Source organism: Aurantiacibacter sp. MUD11 (assembly GCF_026967575.1).
Lineage (GTDB): Bacteria > Pseudomonadota > Alphaproteobacteria > Sphingomonadales > Sphingomonadaceae > Alteraurantiacibacter.
This window is the reverse complement of the sequence record NZ_CP114054.1, coordinates 175,367-193,796: the sequence shown is the minus strand read 5'-3', so window position 1 is coordinate 193,796 and position 18,430 is coordinate 175,367. Positions and strand designations below refer to the sequence as shown.

Annotated in this window: 17 protein-coding genes; 5 read left to right on the top strand and 12 right to left on the bottom strand. The window is 65.9% G+C overall.

What is annotated here, in order from left to right; translation table 11 throughout:
- Nucleotides 1-207: 207 nt before the first annotated feature.
- The 3 genes from purF (at nucleotide 208) to OZN62_RS00925 (ending at nucleotide 2,865) form a co-directional block, all read left to right on the top strand.
- On the top strand, nucleotides 208-1,683 hold the full coding sequence (gene purF / locus OZN62_RS00935) for an amidophosphoribosyltransferase (RefSeq protein ID WP_269100775.1): 1,476 nt from the start codon (nucleotides 208-210) through the stop codon (nucleotides 1,681-1,683).
- Nucleotides 1,684-2,415 carry an SDR family NAD(P)-dependent oxidoreductase gene (locus tag OZN62_RS00930; protein ID WP_269100774.1) on the top strand — a complete coding sequence of 244 codons (732 nt, stop codon included), beginning with the start codon at nucleotides 1,684-1,686 and terminating at the stop codon, nucleotides 2,413-2,415.
- A gap of 102 nt (nucleotides 2,416-2,517) precedes the next feature.
- On the top strand, nucleotides 2,518-2,865 hold the full coding sequence (locus OZN62_RS00925; protein WP_269100773.1) for a PilZ domain-containing protein: 348 nt from the start codon (nucleotides 2,518-2,520) through the stop codon (nucleotides 2,863-2,865).
- Between the two features lie 105 nt (nucleotides 2,866-2,970).
- Here OZN62_RS00925 and OZN62_RS00920 read toward each other — a convergent pair whose 3' ends face one another.
- The 4 genes from OZN62_RS00920 to OZN62_RS00905 are packed head-to-tail and all read right to left on the bottom strand — an operon-like array spanning nucleotide 2,971 to nucleotide 7,813.
- On the bottom strand, nucleotides 2,971-4,212 hold the full coding sequence (locus tag OZN62_RS00920) for a serine hydrolase domain-containing protein (protein WP_269100772.1): 1,242 nt from the start codon (nucleotides 4,210-4,212) through the stop codon (nucleotides 2,971-2,973).
- Nucleotides 4,209-5,444, bottom strand: a complete 1,236-nt coding sequence (locus OZN62_RS00915; RefSeq protein ID WP_269100771.1) for an SAM-dependent methyltransferase — start codon at nucleotides 5,442-5,444, stop codon at nucleotides 4,209-4,211. Before OZN62_RS00915 ends, OZN62_RS00920 begins: the two co-directional genes overlap by 4 nt.
- A 42-nt stretch (nucleotides 5,445-5,486) precedes the next feature.
- Nucleotides 5,487-6,872, bottom strand: coding sequence for a cryptochrome/photolyase family protein (locus OZN62_RS00910; RefSeq protein ID WP_269100770.1), 1,386 nt, complete (start codon nucleotides 6,870-6,872; stop codon nucleotides 5,487-5,489).
- A 32-nt stretch (nucleotides 6,873-6,904) separates the two neighbouring features.
- Nucleotides 6,905-7,813 (bottom strand): metal-dependent hydrolase, encoded by a 909-nt coding sequence (locus OZN62_RS00905; protein ID WP_269100769.1) that lies wholly within the window; start codon nucleotides 7,811-7,813, stop codon nucleotides 6,905-6,907.
- Between the two features lie 85 nt (nucleotides 7,814-7,898).
- On the opposite strand from OZN62_RS00905, the gene OZN62_RS00900 reads away from it, so the two are divergent.
- Nucleotides 7,899-9,206 (top strand): GumC family protein, encoded by a 1,308-nt coding sequence (locus OZN62_RS00900; RefSeq protein ID WP_269100768.1) that lies wholly within the window; start codon nucleotides 7,899-7,901, stop codon nucleotides 9,204-9,206.
- A gap of 6 nt (nucleotides 9,207-9,212) precedes the next feature.
- On the opposite strand, the gene OZN62_RS00895 is transcribed toward OZN62_RS00900, so the two are convergent.
- The 3 genes from OZN62_RS00895 to OZN62_RS00885 all read right to left on the bottom strand — a co-directional run bounded on the left by OZN62_RS00895 (nucleotide 9,213) and on the right by OZN62_RS00885 (nucleotide 13,527).
- A complete protein-coding gene (locus OZN62_RS00895; RefSeq protein ID WP_269100767.1) occupies nucleotides 9,213-10,496 on the bottom strand; it encodes an exopolysaccharide biosynthesis polyprenyl glycosylphosphotransferase in 1,284 nt (427 codons plus the stop codon).
- A gap of 140 nt (nucleotides 10,497-10,636) precedes the next feature.
- Entirely contained in the window at nucleotides 10,637-11,671 is a 1,035-nt protein-coding gene (locus tag OZN62_RS00890) for a 2-oxoacid:ferredoxin oxidoreductase subunit beta (RefSeq protein ID WP_269100766.1), read from the bottom strand.
- Nucleotides 11,668-13,527: a 2-oxoacid:acceptor oxidoreductase subunit alpha gene (locus tag OZN62_RS00885; protein ID WP_269100765.1), complete on the bottom strand. Its 1,860-nt coding sequence runs from the start codon at nucleotides 13,525-13,527 to the stop codon at nucleotides 11,668-11,670. Before OZN62_RS00885 ends, OZN62_RS00890 begins: the two co-directional genes overlap by 4 nt.
- Nucleotides 13,528-13,660: 133 nt before the next feature.
- Between OZN62_RS00885 and OZN62_RS00880 the strand changes: the two genes are divergently transcribed.
- Nucleotides 13,661-14,152, top strand: coding sequence for an RNA pyrophosphohydrolase (locus OZN62_RS00880; RefSeq protein WP_269100764.1), 492 nt, complete (start codon nucleotides 13,661-13,663; stop codon nucleotides 14,150-14,152).
- On the opposite strand, the gene OZN62_RS00875 is transcribed toward OZN62_RS00880, so the two are convergent.
- From OZN62_RS00875 to OZN62_RS00855, 5 genes are all read right to left on the bottom strand, one after another.
- The gene (locus tag OZN62_RS00875) at nucleotides 14,139-14,636 is read right to left on the bottom strand and encodes a tetratricopeptide repeat protein (RefSeq protein ID WP_269100763.1); all 498 of its coding nucleotides are present in this window, start codon (nucleotides 14,634-14,636) and stop codon (nucleotides 14,139-14,141) included. The genes OZN62_RS00880 and OZN62_RS00875 overlap by 14 nt on opposite strands.
- Before the next feature lie 60 nt (nucleotides 14,637-14,696).
- On the bottom strand, nucleotides 14,697-15,878 hold the full coding sequence (locus tag OZN62_RS00870; RefSeq protein WP_269100762.1) for an RsmB/NOP family class I SAM-dependent RNA methyltransferase: 1,182 nt from the start codon (nucleotides 15,876-15,878) through the stop codon (nucleotides 14,697-14,699).
- 3 nt (nucleotides 15,879-15,881) lie between these two features.
- A complete protein-coding gene (gene guaB / locus OZN62_RS00865; protein WP_269100760.1) occupies nucleotides 15,882-17,345 on the bottom strand; it encodes an IMP dehydrogenase in 1,464 nt (487 codons plus the stop codon).
- 71 nt (nucleotides 17,346-17,416) lie between these two features.
- A complete protein-coding gene (locus OZN62_RS00860; protein WP_269100758.1) occupies nucleotides 17,417-17,635 on the bottom strand; it encodes a hypothetical protein in 219 nt (72 codons plus the stop codon).
- 1 nt (nucleotide 17,636) lies between these two features.
- On the bottom strand, nucleotides 17,637-18,392 hold the full coding sequence (locus OZN62_RS00855) for a 3-hydroxybutyrate dehydrogenase (RefSeq protein WP_269100756.1): 756 nt from the start codon (nucleotides 18,390-18,392) through the stop codon (nucleotides 17,637-17,639).
- Nucleotides 18,393-18,430 lie beyond the last annotated feature (38 nt).

The following is an 18,430-nucleotide window of genomic DNA, read 5'->3' as shown; positions in this document are numbered from 1 at the left end:
GCTGCGCGCCGGCCGGGCGCCTGACGCCTGGCACACGAAGCCCTCCGGCCCTCGTGGCCGGGGGGCTTTTGCTTGTAGTCAGGCGTTGCGCCGCTGCATTAATCTGACCAACACCGGGACCGGTCGTGGGTTTCCCGACTGCGCCCCTTGTAATCCAGCCGTAACATCGCCATTGGGGCGGTGCGCCAATCACAGCCACGGAAATCGATGAACTTCACCCATCCCTTCTTCGACGCGGACGGTGACAAGCTGCACGAAGAGTGCGGCGTGTTCGGCATTATCGGCACTGCCGACGATGCCGCTGCCGCGACCGCGCTCGGCTTGCATGCCCTGCAGCACCGTGGCCAGGAAGCCGTCGGCATCACCAGCTTCGACGGCAGCGAATTCTTCACCCGTCGCGCGCTCGGCCACGTGGCGGAGAACTTCTCCACCGGCGAATCGATTGCCGAACTGCCCGGCCACATGGCGGCGGGACACGTGCGCTATTCGACCACCGGCGGATCGGGCCTGCGCAACGTGCAGCCGCTCTATGCCGACCTGGCCAGCGGCGGTTTCGCCGTGGCGCACAACGGCAACATCTCCAACGCCATGAAGCTGCGGCAGGAACTGGTGCAGAAGGGCGCCATCTTCCAGTCGACCAGCGATACCGAGGTGATCATCCATCTCGTCGCCACCAGCCGCTATCCCACCATGCTGGACAAGCTGGTGGACGCGCTGCGGCTGGTCGAAGGCGCCTATGCGCTGATCGTGATGACCCCGCGCGGCATGGCCGCCTGCCGCGATCCGATGGGCATCCGCCCGCTGGTGATGGGCAAGCTGGGCGATGCCACCGTCTTCGCCAGCGAGACCGTGGCGCTGGACGTGGTGGGCGCGGAATTCACCCGCCAGGTCGAACCCGGCGAATTCATCGAGGTCGATTTCGACGGCACCGTGCGCAGCCACCGCCCCTTCGGCGAGGTCAAGGCGCGCCCGTGCATCTTCGAGCACGTCTATTTCAGCCGCCCAGATTCGATCTTCAACAAGCGCTCGGTCTACGAGAGCCGCAAGAACATCGGCGCCGAACTGGCGCGCGAGGCCCCGTGCGAGGCTGACTTGGTCGTCCCCGTGCCCGACAGCGGCGTGCCCGCCGCCATCGGCTATGCGCAGGAAAGCGGCATCCCGTTCGAACTGGGCATCATCCGCTCGCACTATGTCGGGCGCACCTTCATCCAGCCGTCGGACGCCAGCCGTCACGCCGGCGTGAAGCGCAAGCACAATGCCAACCGCAAGATCGTGGAAGGCAAGCGCATCGTCCTGATCGACGATTCCATCGTGCGCGGCACCACCTCGATGAAGATCGTGCAGATCATGCGCGATGCCGGCGCTGCCGAAGTGCACTTCCGCGTCGCCAGCCCGCCGACCGGCCACGGCTGCTACTACGGCGTCGACACGCCCGAACGCTCGAAGCTGCTGGCCGGCCGGATGGACCTGGCCGCCATGTGCGAATTCATCCAGGCGGACAGCCTCGCCTTCGTCAGCATCGACGGCCTCTATCGCGCCGTCGGACTGGACGGTCGCGACAATTCCTGCCCGCAATATTGCGATGCGTGCTTCACCGGCGAATATCCCACGCCGCTGACGGACCTCACCAAGAAGAAAGAGGACGAAGCACAGCTTACATTCCCGGTGAACAAGGTCGCCTGAATGACTGAAAATACGAACGAAAAGCCCCTTGCGGGCAAGATCGCGCTCGTCACCGGCGCCAGCCGCGGCATCGGTGCCGCGACGGCCAAGGCGCTGGCTGCCAAGGGGGCGCATGTAGTACTCACAGCGCGCAAGGTGAAAGACCTCGAAGCGGTCGAGGATGACATCCACGATGCCGGTGGCACTTCCACCATCGCCCCGCTCGACCTGACCGACGGCGAGAGCATCGGCCGCCTGGCGCAGGCCATTGCCGAGCGCTGGGACAAGCTCGACATCCTCGTGATCTGTGCGGCCCAGCTGCCCACCCTCACCCCGGTCACGCAGATCGAAGGCAAGCAGTTCAACCAGGCGCTGACGCTGAACGTGCTCGCCACGCAGGCGCTGCTGGCCGCTTTCGATCCGCTGCTGAAGCGGGCCGAGGCCGGCCGCATCATCGGCCTCACCAGCTCGGTCGGCGCCGAACCGCGCGCTTTCTGGGGCGCCTATGGCGCCACCAAGGCCGCCTTCGACAACCTGCTGGAATCGCACGGCAAGGAAATCGAGCGAATTTCCGAAACCCGCGTGGCCATCGTCGATCCGGGCGCGACTCGCACGGCGATGCGCGCCCGCGCCTATCCGGGCGAAGACCCCGATTCGGTGAAGCCGCCAGAGGTGGTTGGCGACCGGATCGCGGACATGCTGGTGGCGGACTTCCCCAATTTGCACCGCGAACGAGTGGAAACACCGCGTTAACCACGCCCCTTTAATCCCGTTTAAGGCTGCTCGGACAGACTGCGCAAAGCAAGGCGCGTAGGGCCTTGTCCGGTCAGACACATTTCAACGGGATTTGCCGCCATGACGATGCAGAATACGCTGGGACGCTACGATATCGCCGCGCAGGAAGATCGCAGCGCACCGCGTACCAAGATCATGATCCCTGCCCAGCTTCGCGGCTCGGGCATGCGCGCCTTCCAGACGGTCGTGAACGACCTGTCGCTGAGCGGCTTTTCCGCCACCGCCGTCAATCGCATGCACCCGGGCTCGGTGTGCTGGCTGACGCTGCCGGGCCTGGAATCGCTCCAGGCGGAGGTTGTCTGGTGGGAAAACGGCATGGCCGGCTGCGCCTTCACCAACCTGCTTTCACCGATCGTGCACGACAACATCCTCGCCCGCTATCGCGGCGACGGGACATTCCGGGGCTGATTCCAGGCCAGGGTCGCAAGGAAAAGGGTGCTTCGGCACCCTTTTCCTTTTGCCTTGGGCAGCGCGACGACTGACCTTCGCGCGGCCTGGAGGTTCAGGAAACCGTCACCGCACCATCGGCTCTGCCGGACCACCCACACGCACCCCTTCGACGCCGCGACGCTCGTCCACGGCGGCCTGCACGGCGGCGTAGAAGCGGTTGCGCTCCTCCCCCGCCCCGTCATTGCCGGTGGAGACGCGCCAGTTGGAATTGGTGGCAATCACCAGGTTGCGTTCCGGGTCGATGAAGATGCCCTGCCCGAACAGCCCGCTGGCGGCATAGGCACCGCCCGGATAGGTCCACCACTGGTAGGCATAGCCGCGATCGAAGCGTCCGGTCTCGAAGGCCGGCGTGGTGGCTTCCTCGAACCAGCCTTCGGGTACCACGCGCTCGCCGCCGGCAATGCCGCCGCCCATGGCGAACAGGCCGAAGCGCGCGGAATCGCGGGTGCTGGCCTGGATGCAGCAACCGGAAATCTCGCTGTCGGTGTTGGAGAGCAGCCAGGTGGCGTCCTGTTCCATGCCGAAGGGTGCCCAGACCTTCTCGGACAGGTAATCCGCCAGGTTCTTGCCCGTGGCCTCGCGCACCAGCACGCCGATCAGGTTGGTCTCGCCGGTGTTGTATTGCCACCGCGTGCCGGGCTCCGCCTCGCGCGGCAGCTTGCGCATGTAGTCGACCAGCGAATCCACGCCCTCCTCCTCGGAGACGTGTTCGTTGAACAGCGCCACGTCGGACTGCGGGTCGGAGTAGTCCTCGCTCCAGCGCACGCCGCTGCTCATGGTCATCAGCTGGCGGATGGTGACATCGTCGTAAGCCGAACCGCGCATGTCGGGCAGGTACTTGCTGACCGGGTCGTCGAGGCTGTCGATATAGCCGTCCAGCAAGGCCGCGCCGACCAGCGTCGAGGTGTAGCTCTTGGCGACGGAGAAGCTGGTCCACTTGCCCTCGGCGCTGAAATCGAGGCCGTAACGCTCCAGCACCACCTCGCCATCGTGCACCACCACCACGGCGGCGGCGTTCTGCGATGCCATGAAGGCGTCGAGATCGAAATCGCCGAGGTCCAGCGGCTCGCCATCGGGCAGCGGGTAGGTCGCCTCGCCCGCCTCGATCACCCGCGCATTGGCGAGCGCGGGAAAGCCGTCGAGGACGCGGAAAAAGGCCGTGCGGGTGTCTTCCTCCCAGAACAGCACGTCGCGGCTGGTGGGAGCATTGGCGATGGCATCGCGCTGGTCCTCGCTGAGCGACAGCCAGTATCCGCCGCCGGCGACTGCGAGCACGGCGACCGCGCCGACTAGCCATTTCTTCATGGGTTTTCCTTGATCAGGGTTACCTGGCTCACCGTGATGCTGCCGCCGCGGAAACCGCCTTCGCAATACATCAGGTAGAAGCGCCAGAGATCGATGAAACGCTGGTCGAAACCGGCGGGCAGGCGATCCTCCGCCACGGCGGCGTCGAACCGCTCGCGCCAGCTTTTCAGCGTTTCGGCATAGTCGAGGCCGAAGTCTTCCTGGTCGGTCCAGGCGAGGCCGCGTTCTTCGGCGAGGCGGCGGAATTCGCTGGTGCGGATCAGCATGCCGCCGGGGAAGACATAGGCCTGGATGAAATCCGCGCTGGCAGCATAGGCATCGAACAGGTCGTCATCCATGGCGATGAACTGGATCGCCGCGCGGCCGCCCGGCTTCAGGTTGCGGGCGACGCAATCCATGAAGGTGGGCCAGTACTCGCGGCCCAGCGCCTCCACCATCTCGACACTGACGATGGCATCGAAGCGCCCGTCCATGTCGCGATAATCGCACTTGAGGAATTCGACGCCGGCATAGCGTTCGCGCGCCCAGGCCAGCTGCTGGTCCGACAGGCTGATGGCGGTGGCGCGGGTGCCCTGCGATGCAAAATGCGCCGAGAGCGCGCCCCAGCCGCAGCCGATTTCCAGCAATGTCCCCGGCTGGCCGAGCCGCTCCGCCAGCCTTTCCCACTTGTGGTGCTGCGCGGCTTCCAGCCCCTCCGCGTCCCAGCGATAGCCGCTGGAATAGGTCATCGTCGGGTCCAGCCAGGCGGCGTAGAAATCGTTGCCGAGGTCGTAGTGCGCGTGGATGTTCTTCTCGGCCTGCGCCTTGGTGTTGCGCTTCAGCCAGTGCATCAGGCGGGCGGCCCAGCGCTGCGGCCCCTTGGCGCGCGCCACGTCGCCCAGTTCGCGGGCGTTGGCGACATACAGCGCCATCATCGCGACCGGGTCGGGACTGCTCCACTCGCCCGCCGCCCAGCCCTCGTAGAGGCCGATCGAGCCGCCGGTGGCCACGCGCAGCAGGCCGCGCCAGTCTTTCAGGTCGATCTCCGCCTCGAAGCCGGGGGCGCGGTCGCCCAGCACCCGGCGTGATCCATCGGGCAGTGTCGCGTCCAGCCGACCCTTGGCCAGCCCTGCATCCATGCGTGCCAGCAGCCGGTCCAGCGCCGGGGCAAACAGGCGCGACAGCAGGCCGGGACGCGCGCCGAAGCGCCGTCCGCTCTCCAACAAGACCTCTCCGCGAGCGCGTCCGTGCATGGGCGGCTTATGGCCGCCCGTGGTCAGACACTCAAGCCGGGGTCAGTCCTTGTGCGCACGATAGTTGGCGAGCGCCCGCTCGCGCGCTTCCTTGTGACCGATGATCTTGGCCGGATAGTCGCCGCGCAGGTGATCGGGCGGGTCGTGGATATAGGGCTCGTCGAGCCTGGCCAGTTCGGGCACCCATTCGCGGATATAGTCCGCCGCGTCGAACTTCTCGCTCTGGCTGAGCGGAGCCATGATGCGCACGAACATGTTGCTGTCCACGCCCGTGCCGCTGACCCACTGCCAGTTGGTGCCGTTGGAAGCATAGTCCGCGTCCACCAGCGTATCCCAGAACCACTTCTCGCCGTGCCGCCAGTCGATCAGCAGGTGTTTGACGAGGAAGCTGGCGGCGATCATCCGCACGCGGTTGTGCATCCAGCCGGTCGCCCATAGCTGGCGCATGCCGGCATCGACGATGGGATAGCCGGTGCGGCCCTGCTGCCAGGCTTCCAGTTCCTCCCGGATCACGTGGCCGCGATTGGGGTTGCGCCAGAAGTCCTCCTCGTACCCGTCGCGATAGGGCTTTTCCGAATAGTCGGGGAACTGGCAGACGAGGTTCTGCGCATAGTCGCGCCAGATCAGCTCGGCCCGGAACATGCGCGCGCCGGCGCTGGTGTGGCGGCTCATCCGGTCCCACAGCATGCGCGGCGAAACCTCGCCGAAATGCAGGTGCGGCGAGAGGCGGCTGGTGGCGTCCTCGCTCGGCAGGTTGCGGTCGTCGGCGTAGGGCGCGACCTTGTCGAGGAACTCGTCGAACCGCTCCATCGCCGCAGCCGTGCCGTGCAGGCCGTCCCATGCCTGGCGCATTCCGCCAGCCCAGTCGGGCTGTGACGGCAACAGGTCGAGATCGTCCAGCGAGAGGCTGGCAGGCCAACTCTCGGGGCTCTCCAGGCTCGGCTCCGGAAGGATGTCGTAACCCTGGATGCGGTCGAACATGGCATCCTTGAACGGGGTGAAGATCTTGTAGGGCGTGCCCGATCCGGTGGTGACGGTTCCCGGCGGCAGCAGGTAGTTGCCGTCGTGCAGTTGCAGGTCGAGCTTGTCCTTCAGCTTGCCCTGCGCACGGCGCCACCACGGCTCGTAATGCCGAATGGCGTGGACGGTCCTGGCGCCGACCTCCTCCGCCAGCTTGCACAGCTCCTCCACCGCGTTGCCGCGCCGCAGGACCAGCCGCGAACGATGACGGCCAAGGTCCTTGCCCAGTTCCTCCAGCGCATGGTGCAGCCACCAGCGGCTGGCGCCACCCAGGCGCCGTTCGCCGGGTGTTTCGTCATCGAGGATGTAGACCGGCACGACCGGCCCCGCAGCCGCCGCAGCCGTAAAGGCCTCGTGGTCGCACAGCCGCAGGTCGCGGCGCAGCCAGACAATCTGTGGTTCGGACACGTCTATTCCCTGCTTTCAGGGGAAGAACGGTATCAGCTTGCGCCCGGTTCCGAACATAGACCATCGGGCAGGTCCACGCTGAAGCGCCCGTCGCGCACTTCGTAATAGCGCGCATCGGAGATTCGCCAGGTGCCGTCTTCCAGCCGGTCGAGCACCGGCGCGCGCGCCCAGAACAGGAAGGCATCGAGCTGGCTGTCCTGCGCCCGCGCGGCATCGAGATCGCAGGCGTGGAGCGGCATGTTGCCCAGCTTCTCGCCATCGATGAAGAAGCTGCCTCCGCCCCCGACACCGATGGTCTCGCGCTGCCAGAAGGCGATGGGAGGGGGTGAGGAAATCGTCTCCGGGAAAGAGGTGTTGGTCAGCTTGTCGTATTGCGTGATGGCAAGATTGGCGACGACATAGAGTCCGCACAGGCCCAGCACGTTGCGCGCCAGCTTCTGCCCGTCGCCGCCGCGCTTTTCCCGCCGTAGCGAAAGCCAGGTGCCAAGGATCAGCGCCAGCCACAACCACAGGTCGATGATGAACAGCACGTCGCCATAGAACCAGCGGCTGGAGAACGGCTCCAGCAGGCGCACGCCGTAGACATTCATCCAGTCGAGCGCCGGATGCGACAGGCAGCCGATCAGCGAGAGCAGGTACAGCCAGCCGAAATGCACCGGCAGCCGCCCCTCGGGCCGCTTGCCGCGCCTGGTCTGCCAGCGGTCCCACCCCCATAACAGTCCCGCCAGCACCAGCGGCAGCAGCACCATGGCGGGCGGGCCGTGGGTGATGCCGCGGCGGAAGCCGAGGTGCTCGGTCCCCTCCAGCCAGAGGAAGCAGGTGGCGTCGATATCGGGCAGGTTCGCGCCGATGATCAGCGCAGGCATGGCCAGCCCGGTCTTCTTCTTCAGTCCGGCCTGCCCCAGCAGGGCACCTGTCAGCGAGTGGGTAAGATTGTCCATCGGCGGGCGAACATAGTGCCGGGCCGCAAAAGGACTAGCCCCACATTCTCTTTATTGCGCGCGTCCTTGCGGGTAACCAGTGTCCATGAGCGGAGTTCACGACGAGGCCGATTACCTGGGTCCTGGCGCACGCGCCGTGCGGCATCGACCGGCATGGCAGCGGCTGGGTCTGCCCATCGTGGCGATCGTCGCCAGCTGTGCGGGCATCGCCGCCGCCATCGGGTTCTCGACCGAGAAGCTCTACGAAGCTGAGGCGCAGGTGGAACTGATCGTTCCGGAGAGCGCCGATCCTGAAACGATGCCGCTGCCGGGAGAGCGCATCGTGGCCGTGCGCACCTCGCCGGTCGCCACCCGGGCCGCGACCGAGCTGGAGCTGGTGACGGACCAGCGCTTCCTCACCGCCCACCCGCAACTCGACAACAGCACCATGGGCGAAGCCGAGCGACTTACGCGCGCGGCGGCGATCCTGCTGCGCGGCAGCGGCGCCAGCCTGGACGACGACGGCCTGTTCGTTTCCATCACCTATCGCGCTGCCGACCCCTGGCTGGCGACCCAGGTCGCCAACGCCATGGCGGACGCTTTCGTGATCGAGGACGCCAACCAGGTGTCCGGCTCACTGGGGGAATCCCGGCAGGAACTGGAAGCCCTGGTGGCCGAGGTGCGCGGCGAACTGGAAACCGCCGAGCGCGCGCTGGCGGAGAACATGTCGGAAGCCGACATCCTCGCCCTCCCCTCGGCGGAGACCGAGCTGGTCGCGCTGGACGGCAGCGACGCCATGTCGAACGAAGCCCGCATGGCGCTGACCACCGAACTCGCCACGGTAAGCGCGGAACTCGATCGGATCGAGGCCGAAATCGCCAGCGGCCAGCTCGATTCCCGCGATCCCGTGATCGCGCGCCTGCAGGACAGTCGTGCGGCGCTGGAGGCCGAATACGAGCGCATCACCGAGCAGTTTCGCGCCGACTATCCGGCCGCGCGCGACTTGCGCGAACGGATCGCCGCCGTCGACCAGAGCCTGTCGCGCGAGGCGGTGCGGCTGGCCGAGGACCGGGCCGAGCAGCAGATGCAGCTGACCATGCGCGAACAGCAGTTGCAGGCGCAGCTCGCGCAACTGGGCGGCGAAGTCGAGGCGCGCGCGGCCGCAGGTGGCGAGCTCGGCACCCTGCAACAGGAAGTGATCGCCAAGCGCGAGCTCTACAGCCTGTTGCTGCAACGCCTGGCGCTGGCGGATACCGATGAGGTTCCGACCACCGCGCGCGTCATCGCTCCGGCAGTCCTGCCTGTGCGTCCGGTGACGCCCGACTGGTATTTGCTGGTCGGGATTGCCGCGGGCGCGGCGTTGCTGCTGTCCCTGCTGCTGCTGGCCTACGACGCGCGGCGACGCCGCCGCTAATCCCTGTTACTTCGCGCCGTGGCCGGTCAGCACGACCTGCGCGGTGCGCATCAGGATCAGGAAATCCAGCCAGTACGAGAAGTTCTTGATGTAATAGAAGTCGTACTGGAGCTTGGCGTCGATGTCCTGCAATTCGGTGACGTGGCCCTGGTTTACCTGTGCCCAGCCGGTGATGCCTGGCCGCACGATGTGGCGGTAGTCGTAGAATGGGATTTCCTGCCGGTACCAGTTGCCCAGTTCCAACGCCTCCGGGCGCGGGCCGATCCAGCTCATGTGTCCCATCAGGATGTTGAGCATCTGCGGCAGTTCGTCGATCCGCGTGCGCCGCAGGAAGGCGCCCAGCTTGGTGATGCGCGGATCGTTTTCGCCGGTCATCGCCTTGGCGCGCCGCTCCTCGACACTTTCGGACAGTTCCTCGCAGCGCATGGTGCGGAACTTGGTGACCATGAAGGGCCGCCCGCGATAACCGACCCGCTCCTGCCGGAACAGCACCGGACCGTGCGAATCCAGCTTCACCAGCACGGCCACCAGCAGCAACGGCAGCACCAGAATCGGCAGCAGCAGCAGCACCAGCGCGATATCGGCCAGGCGCTTCAGCCGCATGAAGCTCATGTTCGGCAGCAGCGATCCGAAGCTGTTTTCCGCGAGGTGTTCGATCCACACCTTGCCGGTGGCTGCCTCGTAAACCTGCTTGAAATGGAACACCGGCACGCCTTCCAGCGCAGCGGTGGCGAGCAGCCGTTCCCAGCTGTCGTCATGGTCCGCGTGCAGGTCGGCCACGATGATCGCCCCGCGGTGGTTGGGCAGCACCGGCTCCAGCAGCTTGCGGGTCTCCAGCCCCAGGTTGCCGAGCCGGGCAATCCGGCCGCCGGGGACGGTGTAGAGGATCTTGGTGTCGGCCTTGGTCGCCAGCCCCATCACGCCGACATAGACGAGCACCGAGGCCATGAAATTGATCAGCAGCACCTGGTTCGAATAGTCGAAGCGGAAGGCAAGGATGAGCAGGGCGACGAAGCCGAAGCTGGCGATAAAGGTGGGCAGCACGGCGCCCAGCTGCTTGACGCCGGGATAGATGTTCACCCGTCGGGCGAAGAAGATCCCCGCGATCAGCGCGATCATCGAGGCGATGACGCTGTTCTGGAACGTGGGGTTCTCGAACGAGGCCATTCGGCCGCCGAAATAGAGGAATGGCGGCAGCAAGGTGCCGAAGACGATACAGGCGAGCACCTGCAAGCCAAACGACCGATAGAGGCTGCGGCCGTCCTGGATCACATCATTGGGAGCTGCCATCAGCACGGTCAGTCGCTCTCCAATTCACCCAATATACCAACGCCTTATGTCCGGGAAATCGCTCCCATCGAAGACACTACAAGACGAAGCCTTAGGCCCGGTGCGGGCCAGTGGCAAGTTCGGTAACTTACGTTGGTGAACTAGGCCGGATCGGCGGCCGTGCCGTCGACGGTCCAGGTCTGGCCGGTGCCGAGCAGCTTGGCGAGGTTGTTCTCCTTGCCCCTGGTCGCCCGCTCACGCTCTTCCGCCACGGCTACCTCGTAGGTCGGCCGCGGATCGTCGTAGAGCACGCCCAGCGCCATCGGGTATTCGCCGAAGGGCATTTCCACCAGCATGTGGGCGATGGACCGGTTGGTGACATTGTGGACGATCACGCCCGCCGCCTGCCAATCGCCATCGACAACGTCGACCACCCTAAGCTCCAGCGCCTCGCGATCGAGCGTGATGCCCTTGGTCCCGCCGGCGAACAGCATCGGCTCGCCGTCCTCCAGCCACAGCTGGAAGTCCTCCGCCCCCTTGGGTGCGGCGAAACCGTCGAACACGTCCTTGTTGTAGACGATGCAGTTCTGGAAGATCTCGATGAAGGCGGCGCCCTGGTGGGCATGGGCGGCCTTCAAGACGTCGGGCAGCTTCTTCGACACGTCGAAGCCGCGCGCCACGAACCGGGCATTGGCGCCCAGCGCAAAGCTGCACGGGTTGATCGGACGGTCGAAGCTGCCGACCGGCGTGGACGGGCTGCGCGTACCGATGCGGCTGGTGGGCGAGAACTGGCCCTTGGTCAGGCCGTAGATCTCGTTGTTGAACAGCATGATCTGCATGTTCACGTTGCGCCGCAGGACATGCATCAGGTGGTTGCCGCCGATCGACAGGCCGTCGCCGTCACCGGTCACCAGCCACACGTCGAGGTCCGGATTGGCCAGCTTGATGCCGGTCGCAAAGGCCGGCGCTCGGCCGTGGATGGTGTGGAAGCCGTAGGTCTCCATGTAATAGGGAAAGCGGCTGGAGCAGCCGATGCCGGACACGAAGACGGTGTTCTTCGGGTCCGCGCCCAGCTGCGGCATGGTGCGCTGCACCGCCTTCAGGATGGCATAGTCCCCGCAACCCGGGCACCAGCGCACCTCCTGGTCGGTTTCCCAGTCCTTCAGGGTGGTTTCGACAGGCGTCATGTCGTTCATGCGAGGCGCTCCCCGATGGCAGCTTCAAGTTCGGCGATCTGGAACGGCTGGCCGCTCGTCTTGGTCAGGCTTTCGGCGTCGACCAGCAGCTGGTCGCGCAGCACGGTCTTGAACTGGCCGGTGTTCATCTCGGGCACCAGCACCTTGTCGAAGCCGCCCAGCAGCTCGCCCAGGTTGCCCGGCAGCGGCCAGATGTTGCGGACATGGATGTGGCTGACCTTGCGGCCCTTCTCGATCCAGCGGCCCACGGCCTGGCGGATCGGGCCATAGGTGCTGCCCCAGCCGACCACGGCCAGCTCGCCCGTATCGTCGCCCAGCGAGACCTGCTGGTCCGGCACGGCAACGCCCAGCACCTTGTCGCGGCGCAGTTCGGTCATCCTCTGGTGGTTGGCCGGCGAGTAATCGATATTGCCGGTCAGCTCGTGCTTCTCGATGCCGCCGACCCGGTGCAGCAGGCCCGGCGTGCCCGGCTTCACCCACGGCCGTGCGCCCTTGGCGTCGCGGGCATAGGGGTGGAATGCGGCGCCTTCGGGCAGCTGTTCGAGGAACTTGGCCGGGAACGGTTCGAACGCGTCCGGATCGGGCACCTTCCACGGCTCTGCCGCATTGGCGATATAGCCGTCGGTCAGCAGCATGACGGGGGTCATGTATTCCACCGCGATACGGCAGGCCTCGATGGCGACTTCGAAGGCATCGGCAGGCGAGCGAGCGGCGATGACGGGCATCGGCGCATCGCCGTTGCGGCCATAGACGGCCTGGTAGAGGTCGCTCTGCTCGGTCTTTGTCGGCAGGCCGGTGGAGGGGCCGCCACGCTGGCTGTTCACGATCACCAGCGGCAGTTCCACCATGATGGCGAGGCCCATCGCCTCGCCCTTCAGCGCAATGCCGGGGCCGGACGAGCTGGTGACGCCCAGTTGGCCGGCATAGCTGGCGCCGATGGCGGCGCAGATCGCGGCAATCTCGTCTTCCGCCTGGAAGGTGGTGACGCCGAATTCCTTCAGCCGCGCGAGGTGGTGCAGGATCGCCGAGGCCGGCGTGATCGGATAGCCGCCGAAGAACATCGGCAGTTCCGCCAGCTGCGCCCCGGCGACAAGGCCCAGCGACACGGCTTCTGCGCCGGTAATGGTGCGGTAGAGGCCCGGCTCGGCGGGCATCGGCGGCATGGTCACCTGCTGCAGCGGCCCGGCCAGCTCGGCAGTCTCGCCATAGGCATGGCCGGCGTCGAGCGCGGCGATGTTGGCGTCGGCAATTTCCGGCTTGGACTTGAACTTGGCCTTCAGCCAGTCGTGGATCGGTTCGCGCGGTCGATCGAACATCCACAGCGCCAGCCCCAGCGTCCACATGTTCTTGGACCGCAGCGCGTCCTTGTTGCCAAGGCCGAAGGGCTTCACCGCTTCGATGGTGCGTTCGGAAATGTCGAAGGCCAGCAGGTCGTATTTCGCCAGGCTGCCGTCTTCCAGCGGGTTGCTCTCGTATTCCGCCTTGTCGAGGTTGCGCTTGGTGAAGGCGCCGGTGTCGGCGATGATCAGGCCGCCGGGCTTCAGCGAGGCGAGGTTCACCTTCAGCGCCGCCGGGTTCATCGCCACCAGCACGTCGGGCGCGTCGCCCGCGGTCGAGATCTGGCGACTGCCGAAGTTGATCTGGAACGCCGACACGCCGAACAGCGTGCCCTGCGGCGCGCGGATCTCGGCGGGGAAATCGGGGAAGGTCGCGAGGTCGTTACCGGCCAGCGCGGTGGACAGGGTGAACTGCCCGCCGGTCAGCTGCATGCCGTCGCCGCTGTCGCCAGCGAAGCGAACGACGATTGCGTCCTGGGTGGAAAGGTCAGGCCTGGTTTCGGCCGTCTGGGTTGCCATCAAAAGAATCTTTCTGCCGCCATCGAGCGTGGACGTGCGACCTAGGTTCCCGTTGCTTCGGAAACAATCAAGTTTTTCTGTTTTGCGCGCAATAGCTGGCTTTCACCTCTCCACCGCCTTAAGCAGCCGCGCCATGAGCAGAGCAGATCGTTACGAATACCGCCCGTGCGTCGGCACGATGATGATCAACGCCCTTGGCGAAGCTTTCGTCGGCAAGCGCATCGACAACAAGGAAGGCGACTGGTGGCAGATGCCCCAGGGCGGCGTCGACGATGGCGAGGACCTGGCCGAGGCCATGGTGCGCGAACTGGCGGAAGAAACCGGCGTGCAGCGCCAGCACCTCGAAATCGTCCACCAGCTGGAGGAAGAGCTCTACTACGACCTGCCCGAAGAGCTGCACGGCAAGCTGTGGGGCGGCAAGTTCAAGGGTCAGCGGCAGGCGTGGTTCCTCGTGCGCTTCAACGGCAGCGACAGCGACATCGACCTGGAGGCGCACAAGCACCCGGAGTTCTGCGAATGGAAATGGGTCGACCCCGACCTGCTGCCGGAGCTGATCGTGCCCTTCAAGCGCGAGGTTTACGAAACCGTGGTTGCCGGTTTCAGAAGCAAACTCAGTTCTGAGTAACCTCGTCGTCGGCGCTGACCGCTTCGGCGGTCATCACCGGCGGGCCGCGATCGATGGCAGCGCTCAGCTGCACGGTCTCGATGCAGGTTTCGCCGCACAGGCTTTCCAGCCGTTCCAGGTTCTGGCGAGCGGCGCTCAGCGCGCCCTTTTCGACCAGTGCCTCACCTTCGCCCGAAATCGCGGCGAGGTTCTCCGGATCGCGCTCCTGCGCTTCGCGGTAATAGTGGATCGCCTTGCCCTGCAGGCCGTCGGCACGCGCGGCATTGGCCAGCTCGAGATAGACCTGCGTGTTGCCCGGATCGACCGCCAGCGCGGCCTCGAACGCGTCGATGGCCGCCTGCGTGTCACCGGCGTCGAGCGAAGCGCGGCCTTCCGCCACCAGCGCGGCAGAGCGCGGATCGACCTGGTATTGCTGCGCGTGGCCAATACTCGCCTGCACGGCGAGGGCGAGCGACAGGGCAGCAGCGACAGGTCCGAAACGCATGACATACTCCTTGAGCCTGGACGGGTAAGATGTGCGGTAAGCGTCCATTGCCGCCAAGTGTTAACACGCCTTAGCTATACGTGCGATGAAAAATCCGTCCGTTCCGTCGCGGGACGGCAGCAGGCGCACACCGGGGCCGCGCGCCGTGCCGAGCGGCAAGCCCGGATCCTGCGCCTGCCAGTCCGGATTGGCGGCGAGGAATTTCTCGACCTGCTGCGCGCCTTCTTCGTCTAGCAGCGAGCAGGTGACGTAGGTTATCGACCCACCCGGCTTGACCAGCTTTGAAGCGATTTCAAGCAGGTGTGACTGGACTTTGACAAGTCGTGACAACTCGCGCTCGTCCAGGCGCCAGCGGGCTTCGGGATTGCGGCGCCAGGTGCCGGTGCCCGAGCACGGGGCATCGACCAGCACCCGATCAGCCTTGCCCTCCCACTCTGCCAGCGCTTCCAGCTCCTTGCCGGGATCGAGCAGCACTTCGGCGGCAATCCGCGCTCCGGCGCGCTCCGCCCGCGGCCCCAGCTGCGAGAGTCGGCGGCGGTCGGTATCGGCGGCGACCAGCGTGCCCTCGTTGGCCATGGCGGCGGCCAGGGCGAGGGTCTTGCCCCCTGCCCCGGCACAGAGATCGATCACCGTCTCGCCTGGCTGCGCGCCGACAGCCATGCAAGCCAATTGGCTACCATGGTCCTGCACTTCGATCAGGCCGTCCTCGTAGGCCTTCCAAGCGGCGATCTGGGTTCCGGTCGGGAAGCGCAGGCCCTTCACGCCCGGCAGCGGCTCTCCCGCTTCGGGAAGGTCGGCGGGCGCAGTGTCGGTCTTGAGCGTGTTGATGCGCACGTCCAGCGGGGCACGGCCAAGCAGCGCCTCGGCATCGTCCTGCGAGTTGTCGGAGGCGATCAGCCGGTCTTCCAGCCATTCGGGCGCGACTCCGCCCTCGGCAGGCTCCTCGCCTTCGCCGATGGCTGCCGGACCGTATTGCGAGCCGTCGAACAGCTCACGCAGTTCGGGCTGTTCCTCGGCAAGGCCCAGCATGGCCGCCCTGCCCGTCTGCGGCACGGGGCCACAGGCGCGGATGGCATCGTAGACGTGCTCGCGAATGGCGCGCTTGTCCTTCGAGCCGGCGAAGCGGTGGGTGCGGAACCACTCCGCCACCAGCCGATCCGCCGGAGCGCCATTGTGGCGGGCAGCGGCGATCACGCCGTCGAGGATCTCGATCGCGGCCTGGACCCGCGCGGCGGGCGTCATGACCTAGCGCGTCGGGTAATTGGGAGCCTCGCGGGTGATGCTCACATCGTGGACATGGCTTTCCGACAGGCCGGCATTGGTGATGCGGATGAACTGGGCACGGGTCTTGAGGTCGGCAATCGTCGCGCTGCCGGTGTAACCCATGGCCGCCTTCACGCCGCCGACCAGCTGGTGCACCACGTCACGCGCCGGACCCTTGTAGGGAACCTGGCCCTCGATGCCTTCGGGGACCAGCTTCATCTGGTCCTTGATGTCAGCCTGGAAATAGCGGTCAGCCGAACCGCGCGCCATGGCACCCACGCTACCCATGCCGCGATAGGCCTTGTAGGCCCGGCCCTGGTACAGGAAGGTCTCGCCCGGAGCTTCTTCGGTACCCGCAAGCAAGCTACCGATCATGACAGTGGAGGCACCGGCCGCCAGCGCCTTGGCCGCGTCGCCAGAGGTGCGCAGACCGCCGTCAGCGATGACGGGCACATCGCCCGCTGCACCGGCAGCATCCATGATTGCCGTCAACTGCGGCACGCCGACACCGGCGACGATCCGCGTGGTGCAGATCGAACCGGGGCCGATACCCACCTTGATCGCATCCGCACCGGCATCAATCAGCGCCTTGGCCGCTTCCGCCGTGGCGATGTTGCCGGCGACGATCTGCACCTTGTCAGAGATCGCCTTGGCCCGCCTCACCGCTTCGCCCACGGCCTTGTTGTGACCGTGCGCCGTATCGATGATCACCACGTCGCATTCGGCGGCGATCAGCGCCTCGGTACGCTCGAAGCCCTTGTCGCCAACGGTGCTAGCCGCAGCCACGCGTAGGCGGCCACCCGCGTCCTTGGTGGCATCGGGATTGAGCACGGCCTTCTCGATGTCCTTCACCGTGATCAGGCCGACGCAGCGGTTGTCGTTATCGACCACCAGCAGCTTCTCGATGCGGCGCTGGTGCAGGATCTTGCGCGCTTCCGCCTGGGTTACCCCCTCGCTGACCGTGGCGAGGTTCTCGCTTGTCATCAGCTCCTTCACCGGCTGGTTCGGGTTGTCGGCAAAGCGCACATCGCGGTTGGTGAGGATGCCCACCAGCTTGCCGCCGTTGTCGGTAACAGGAATGCCGCTGATCTTGTTCTGCGTCATGATCGCCTGCGCCTCGCCCAGCGTGGCGTCAGGGGTGATCGTGATCGGGTTGACCACCATGCCGCTTTCGAAGCGCTTCACCATGCGCACGGCAGCGCACTGCTGCTCGATCGTCAGGTTACGGTGGAGCACGCCGATGCCGCCCAACTGCGCCATGACGATCGCCATCTCGCTCTCGGTGACGGTGTCCATCGCCGCCGACAATACGGGGATGTTGAGCGCGATGCCCTTGGTCAGCTGCGTCTTGGTGGAAGCCTGCGAAGGCAGGATGTCGCTTTCGGCGGGCTTGAGCAGCACGTCGTCGAAAGTCAGTCCGGTTTGAATGTCGGTTGTTTGAGCCATCCGGCCCTCTGTCATAGCAGAGGGTGATTCGCCAAGGGGGTTTTCGACAGGGACCTAGATCAAGCGGCTCATCACCGCTGCTTTCCCGCCATGTCCAGGGCGGCGGACAGGACCTTGTGCGGGACCGCGTTGTTGAAGGTGTTCACCGAAATATCCCCGCCTTCCGGCATCGAGATATCGAACCAGAGCTCTCCGGAGTGAGAGAAGACCTCAAGCCGGATCCCGTCGAATGCGACATCCGAGGCCCATACTGCACGAAATACCTCGTCTCCGGCGCGCAGGCTCGGCATCCTACTCCGCCGTCCAGCCGCCATCGACGGAGAGGTTCGCGCCGTTGATGTTCTGCGCTTCGTCACGGCACAGGAACACGGCCATGGCGCCCACTTCCTCCACCTGGACGAACTTCTTGGTCGGCTGCTTGGCCAGCAGCACGTCGTTCATCACCTGCTCGCGGGTCATGCCGCGGGCGGCCATGGTGTCGGGGATCTGGTTCTCCACCAGCGGGGTCCAGACGTAGCCGGGGCTGATGCAGTTGGCGGTGATGCCGCATTGCGCCAGCTCCAGCGCCAGCGTCTTGGTAAGACCCGCAATCCCGTGCTTGGCGGCGACATAGGCGCTCTTGAACGGGCTGGCCGTCAACGAGTGCGCGCTGGCGACGTTGATGATGCGGCCCCAACCCTGCTCCTTCATCTGCGGCACGGCGAGGCGCGCGGTGTGAAAGGCGGCGGAGAGGTTGAGCGCGATGATCGCGTTCCACTTGTCGACCGGGAATTCCTCCACCGGCGCAACGTGCTGCATCCCGGCATTGTTGACGAGAATGTCGACCTTGCCCGCGCTCGCCATCAGTTCCTCGGCGCCTTCGACGGTGGTGAGGTCGGTGTTGATGCGGCGCGCGTCCAGTTCCTCGCACAGCTTGGCGATTGCCGCCTCGTCGCCGAACCCGTTCAGCACCACGCTGGCGCCTTCGGCCCGCAGCGCCCGCGCGATGCCGAGGCCGATCCCGGAGGTCGAGCCGGTTACCAGTGCAGTCTTGCCGTCAAGGAACATAAGGAACTCCGTAGGATTGCTATGCACGAGGGTCCTAA

Bases quoted from the DNA above. Each gene is read 5' to 3' on its own strand.
- OZN62_RS00900 (WP_269100768.1), top strand. From the start codon at position 7,899: ATGAGCGGAGTTCACGACGAGGCCGATTACCTGGGTCCTGGCGCACGC.
- OZN62_RS00860 (WP_269100758.1), bottom strand. From the start codon at position 17,635: ATGCCGAGCCTGCGCGCCGGAGACGAGGTATTTCGTGCAGTATGGGCC.
- OZN62_RS00930 (WP_269100774.1), top strand. From the start codon at position 1,684: ATGACTGAAAATACGAACGAAAAGCCCCTTGCGGGCAAGATCGCGCTC.
- OZN62_RS00880 (WP_269100764.1), top strand. From the start codon at position 13,661: ATGAGCAGAGCAGATCGTTACGAATACCGCCCGTGCGTCGGCACGATG.
- OZN62_RS00915 (WP_269100771.1), bottom strand. From the start codon at position 5,444: ATGCACGGACGCGCTCGCGGAGAGGTCTTGTTGGAGAGCGGACGGCGC.
- OZN62_RS00925 (WP_269100773.1), top strand. From the start codon at position 2,518: ATGACGATGCAGAATACGCTGGGACGCTACGATATCGCCGCGCAGGAA.
- guaB (WP_269100760.1), bottom strand. From the start codon at position 17,345: ATGGCTCAAACAACCGACATTCAAACCGGACTGACTTTCGACGACGTG.
- OZN62_RS00905 (WP_269100769.1), bottom strand. From the start codon at position 7,813: ATGGACAATCTTACCCACTCGCTGACAGGTGCCCTGCTGGGGCAGGCC.
- OZN62_RS00920 (WP_269100772.1), bottom strand. From the start codon at position 4,212: ATGAAGAAATGGCTAGTCGGCGCGGTCGCCGTGCTCGCAGTCGCCGGC.
- OZN62_RS00890 (WP_269100766.1), bottom strand. From the start codon at position 11,671: ATGAACGACATGACGCCTGTCGAAACCACCCTGAAGGACTGGGAAACC.
- OZN62_RS00855 (WP_269100756.1), bottom strand. From the start codon at position 18,392: ATGTTCCTTGACGGCAAGACTGCACTGGTAACCGGCTCGACCTCCGGG.
- purF (WP_269100775.1), top strand. From the start codon at position 208: ATGAACTTCACCCATCCCTTCTTCGACGCGGACGGTGACAAGCTGCAC.
- OZN62_RS00875 (WP_269100763.1), bottom strand. From the start codon at position 14,636: ATGCGTTTCGGACCTGTCGCTGCTGCCCTGTCGCTCGCCCTCGCCGTG.
- OZN62_RS00885 (WP_269100765.1), bottom strand. From the start codon at position 13,527: ATGGCAACCCAGACGGCCGAAACCAGGCCTGACCTTTCCACCCAGGAC.
- OZN62_RS00895 (WP_269100767.1), bottom strand. From the start codon at position 10,496: ATGGCAGCTCCCAATGATGTGATCCAGGACGGCCGCAGCCTCTATCGG.
- OZN62_RS00870 (WP_269100762.1), bottom strand. From the start codon at position 15,878: ATGACGCCCGCCGCGCGGGTCCAGGCCGCGATCGAGATCCTCGACGGC.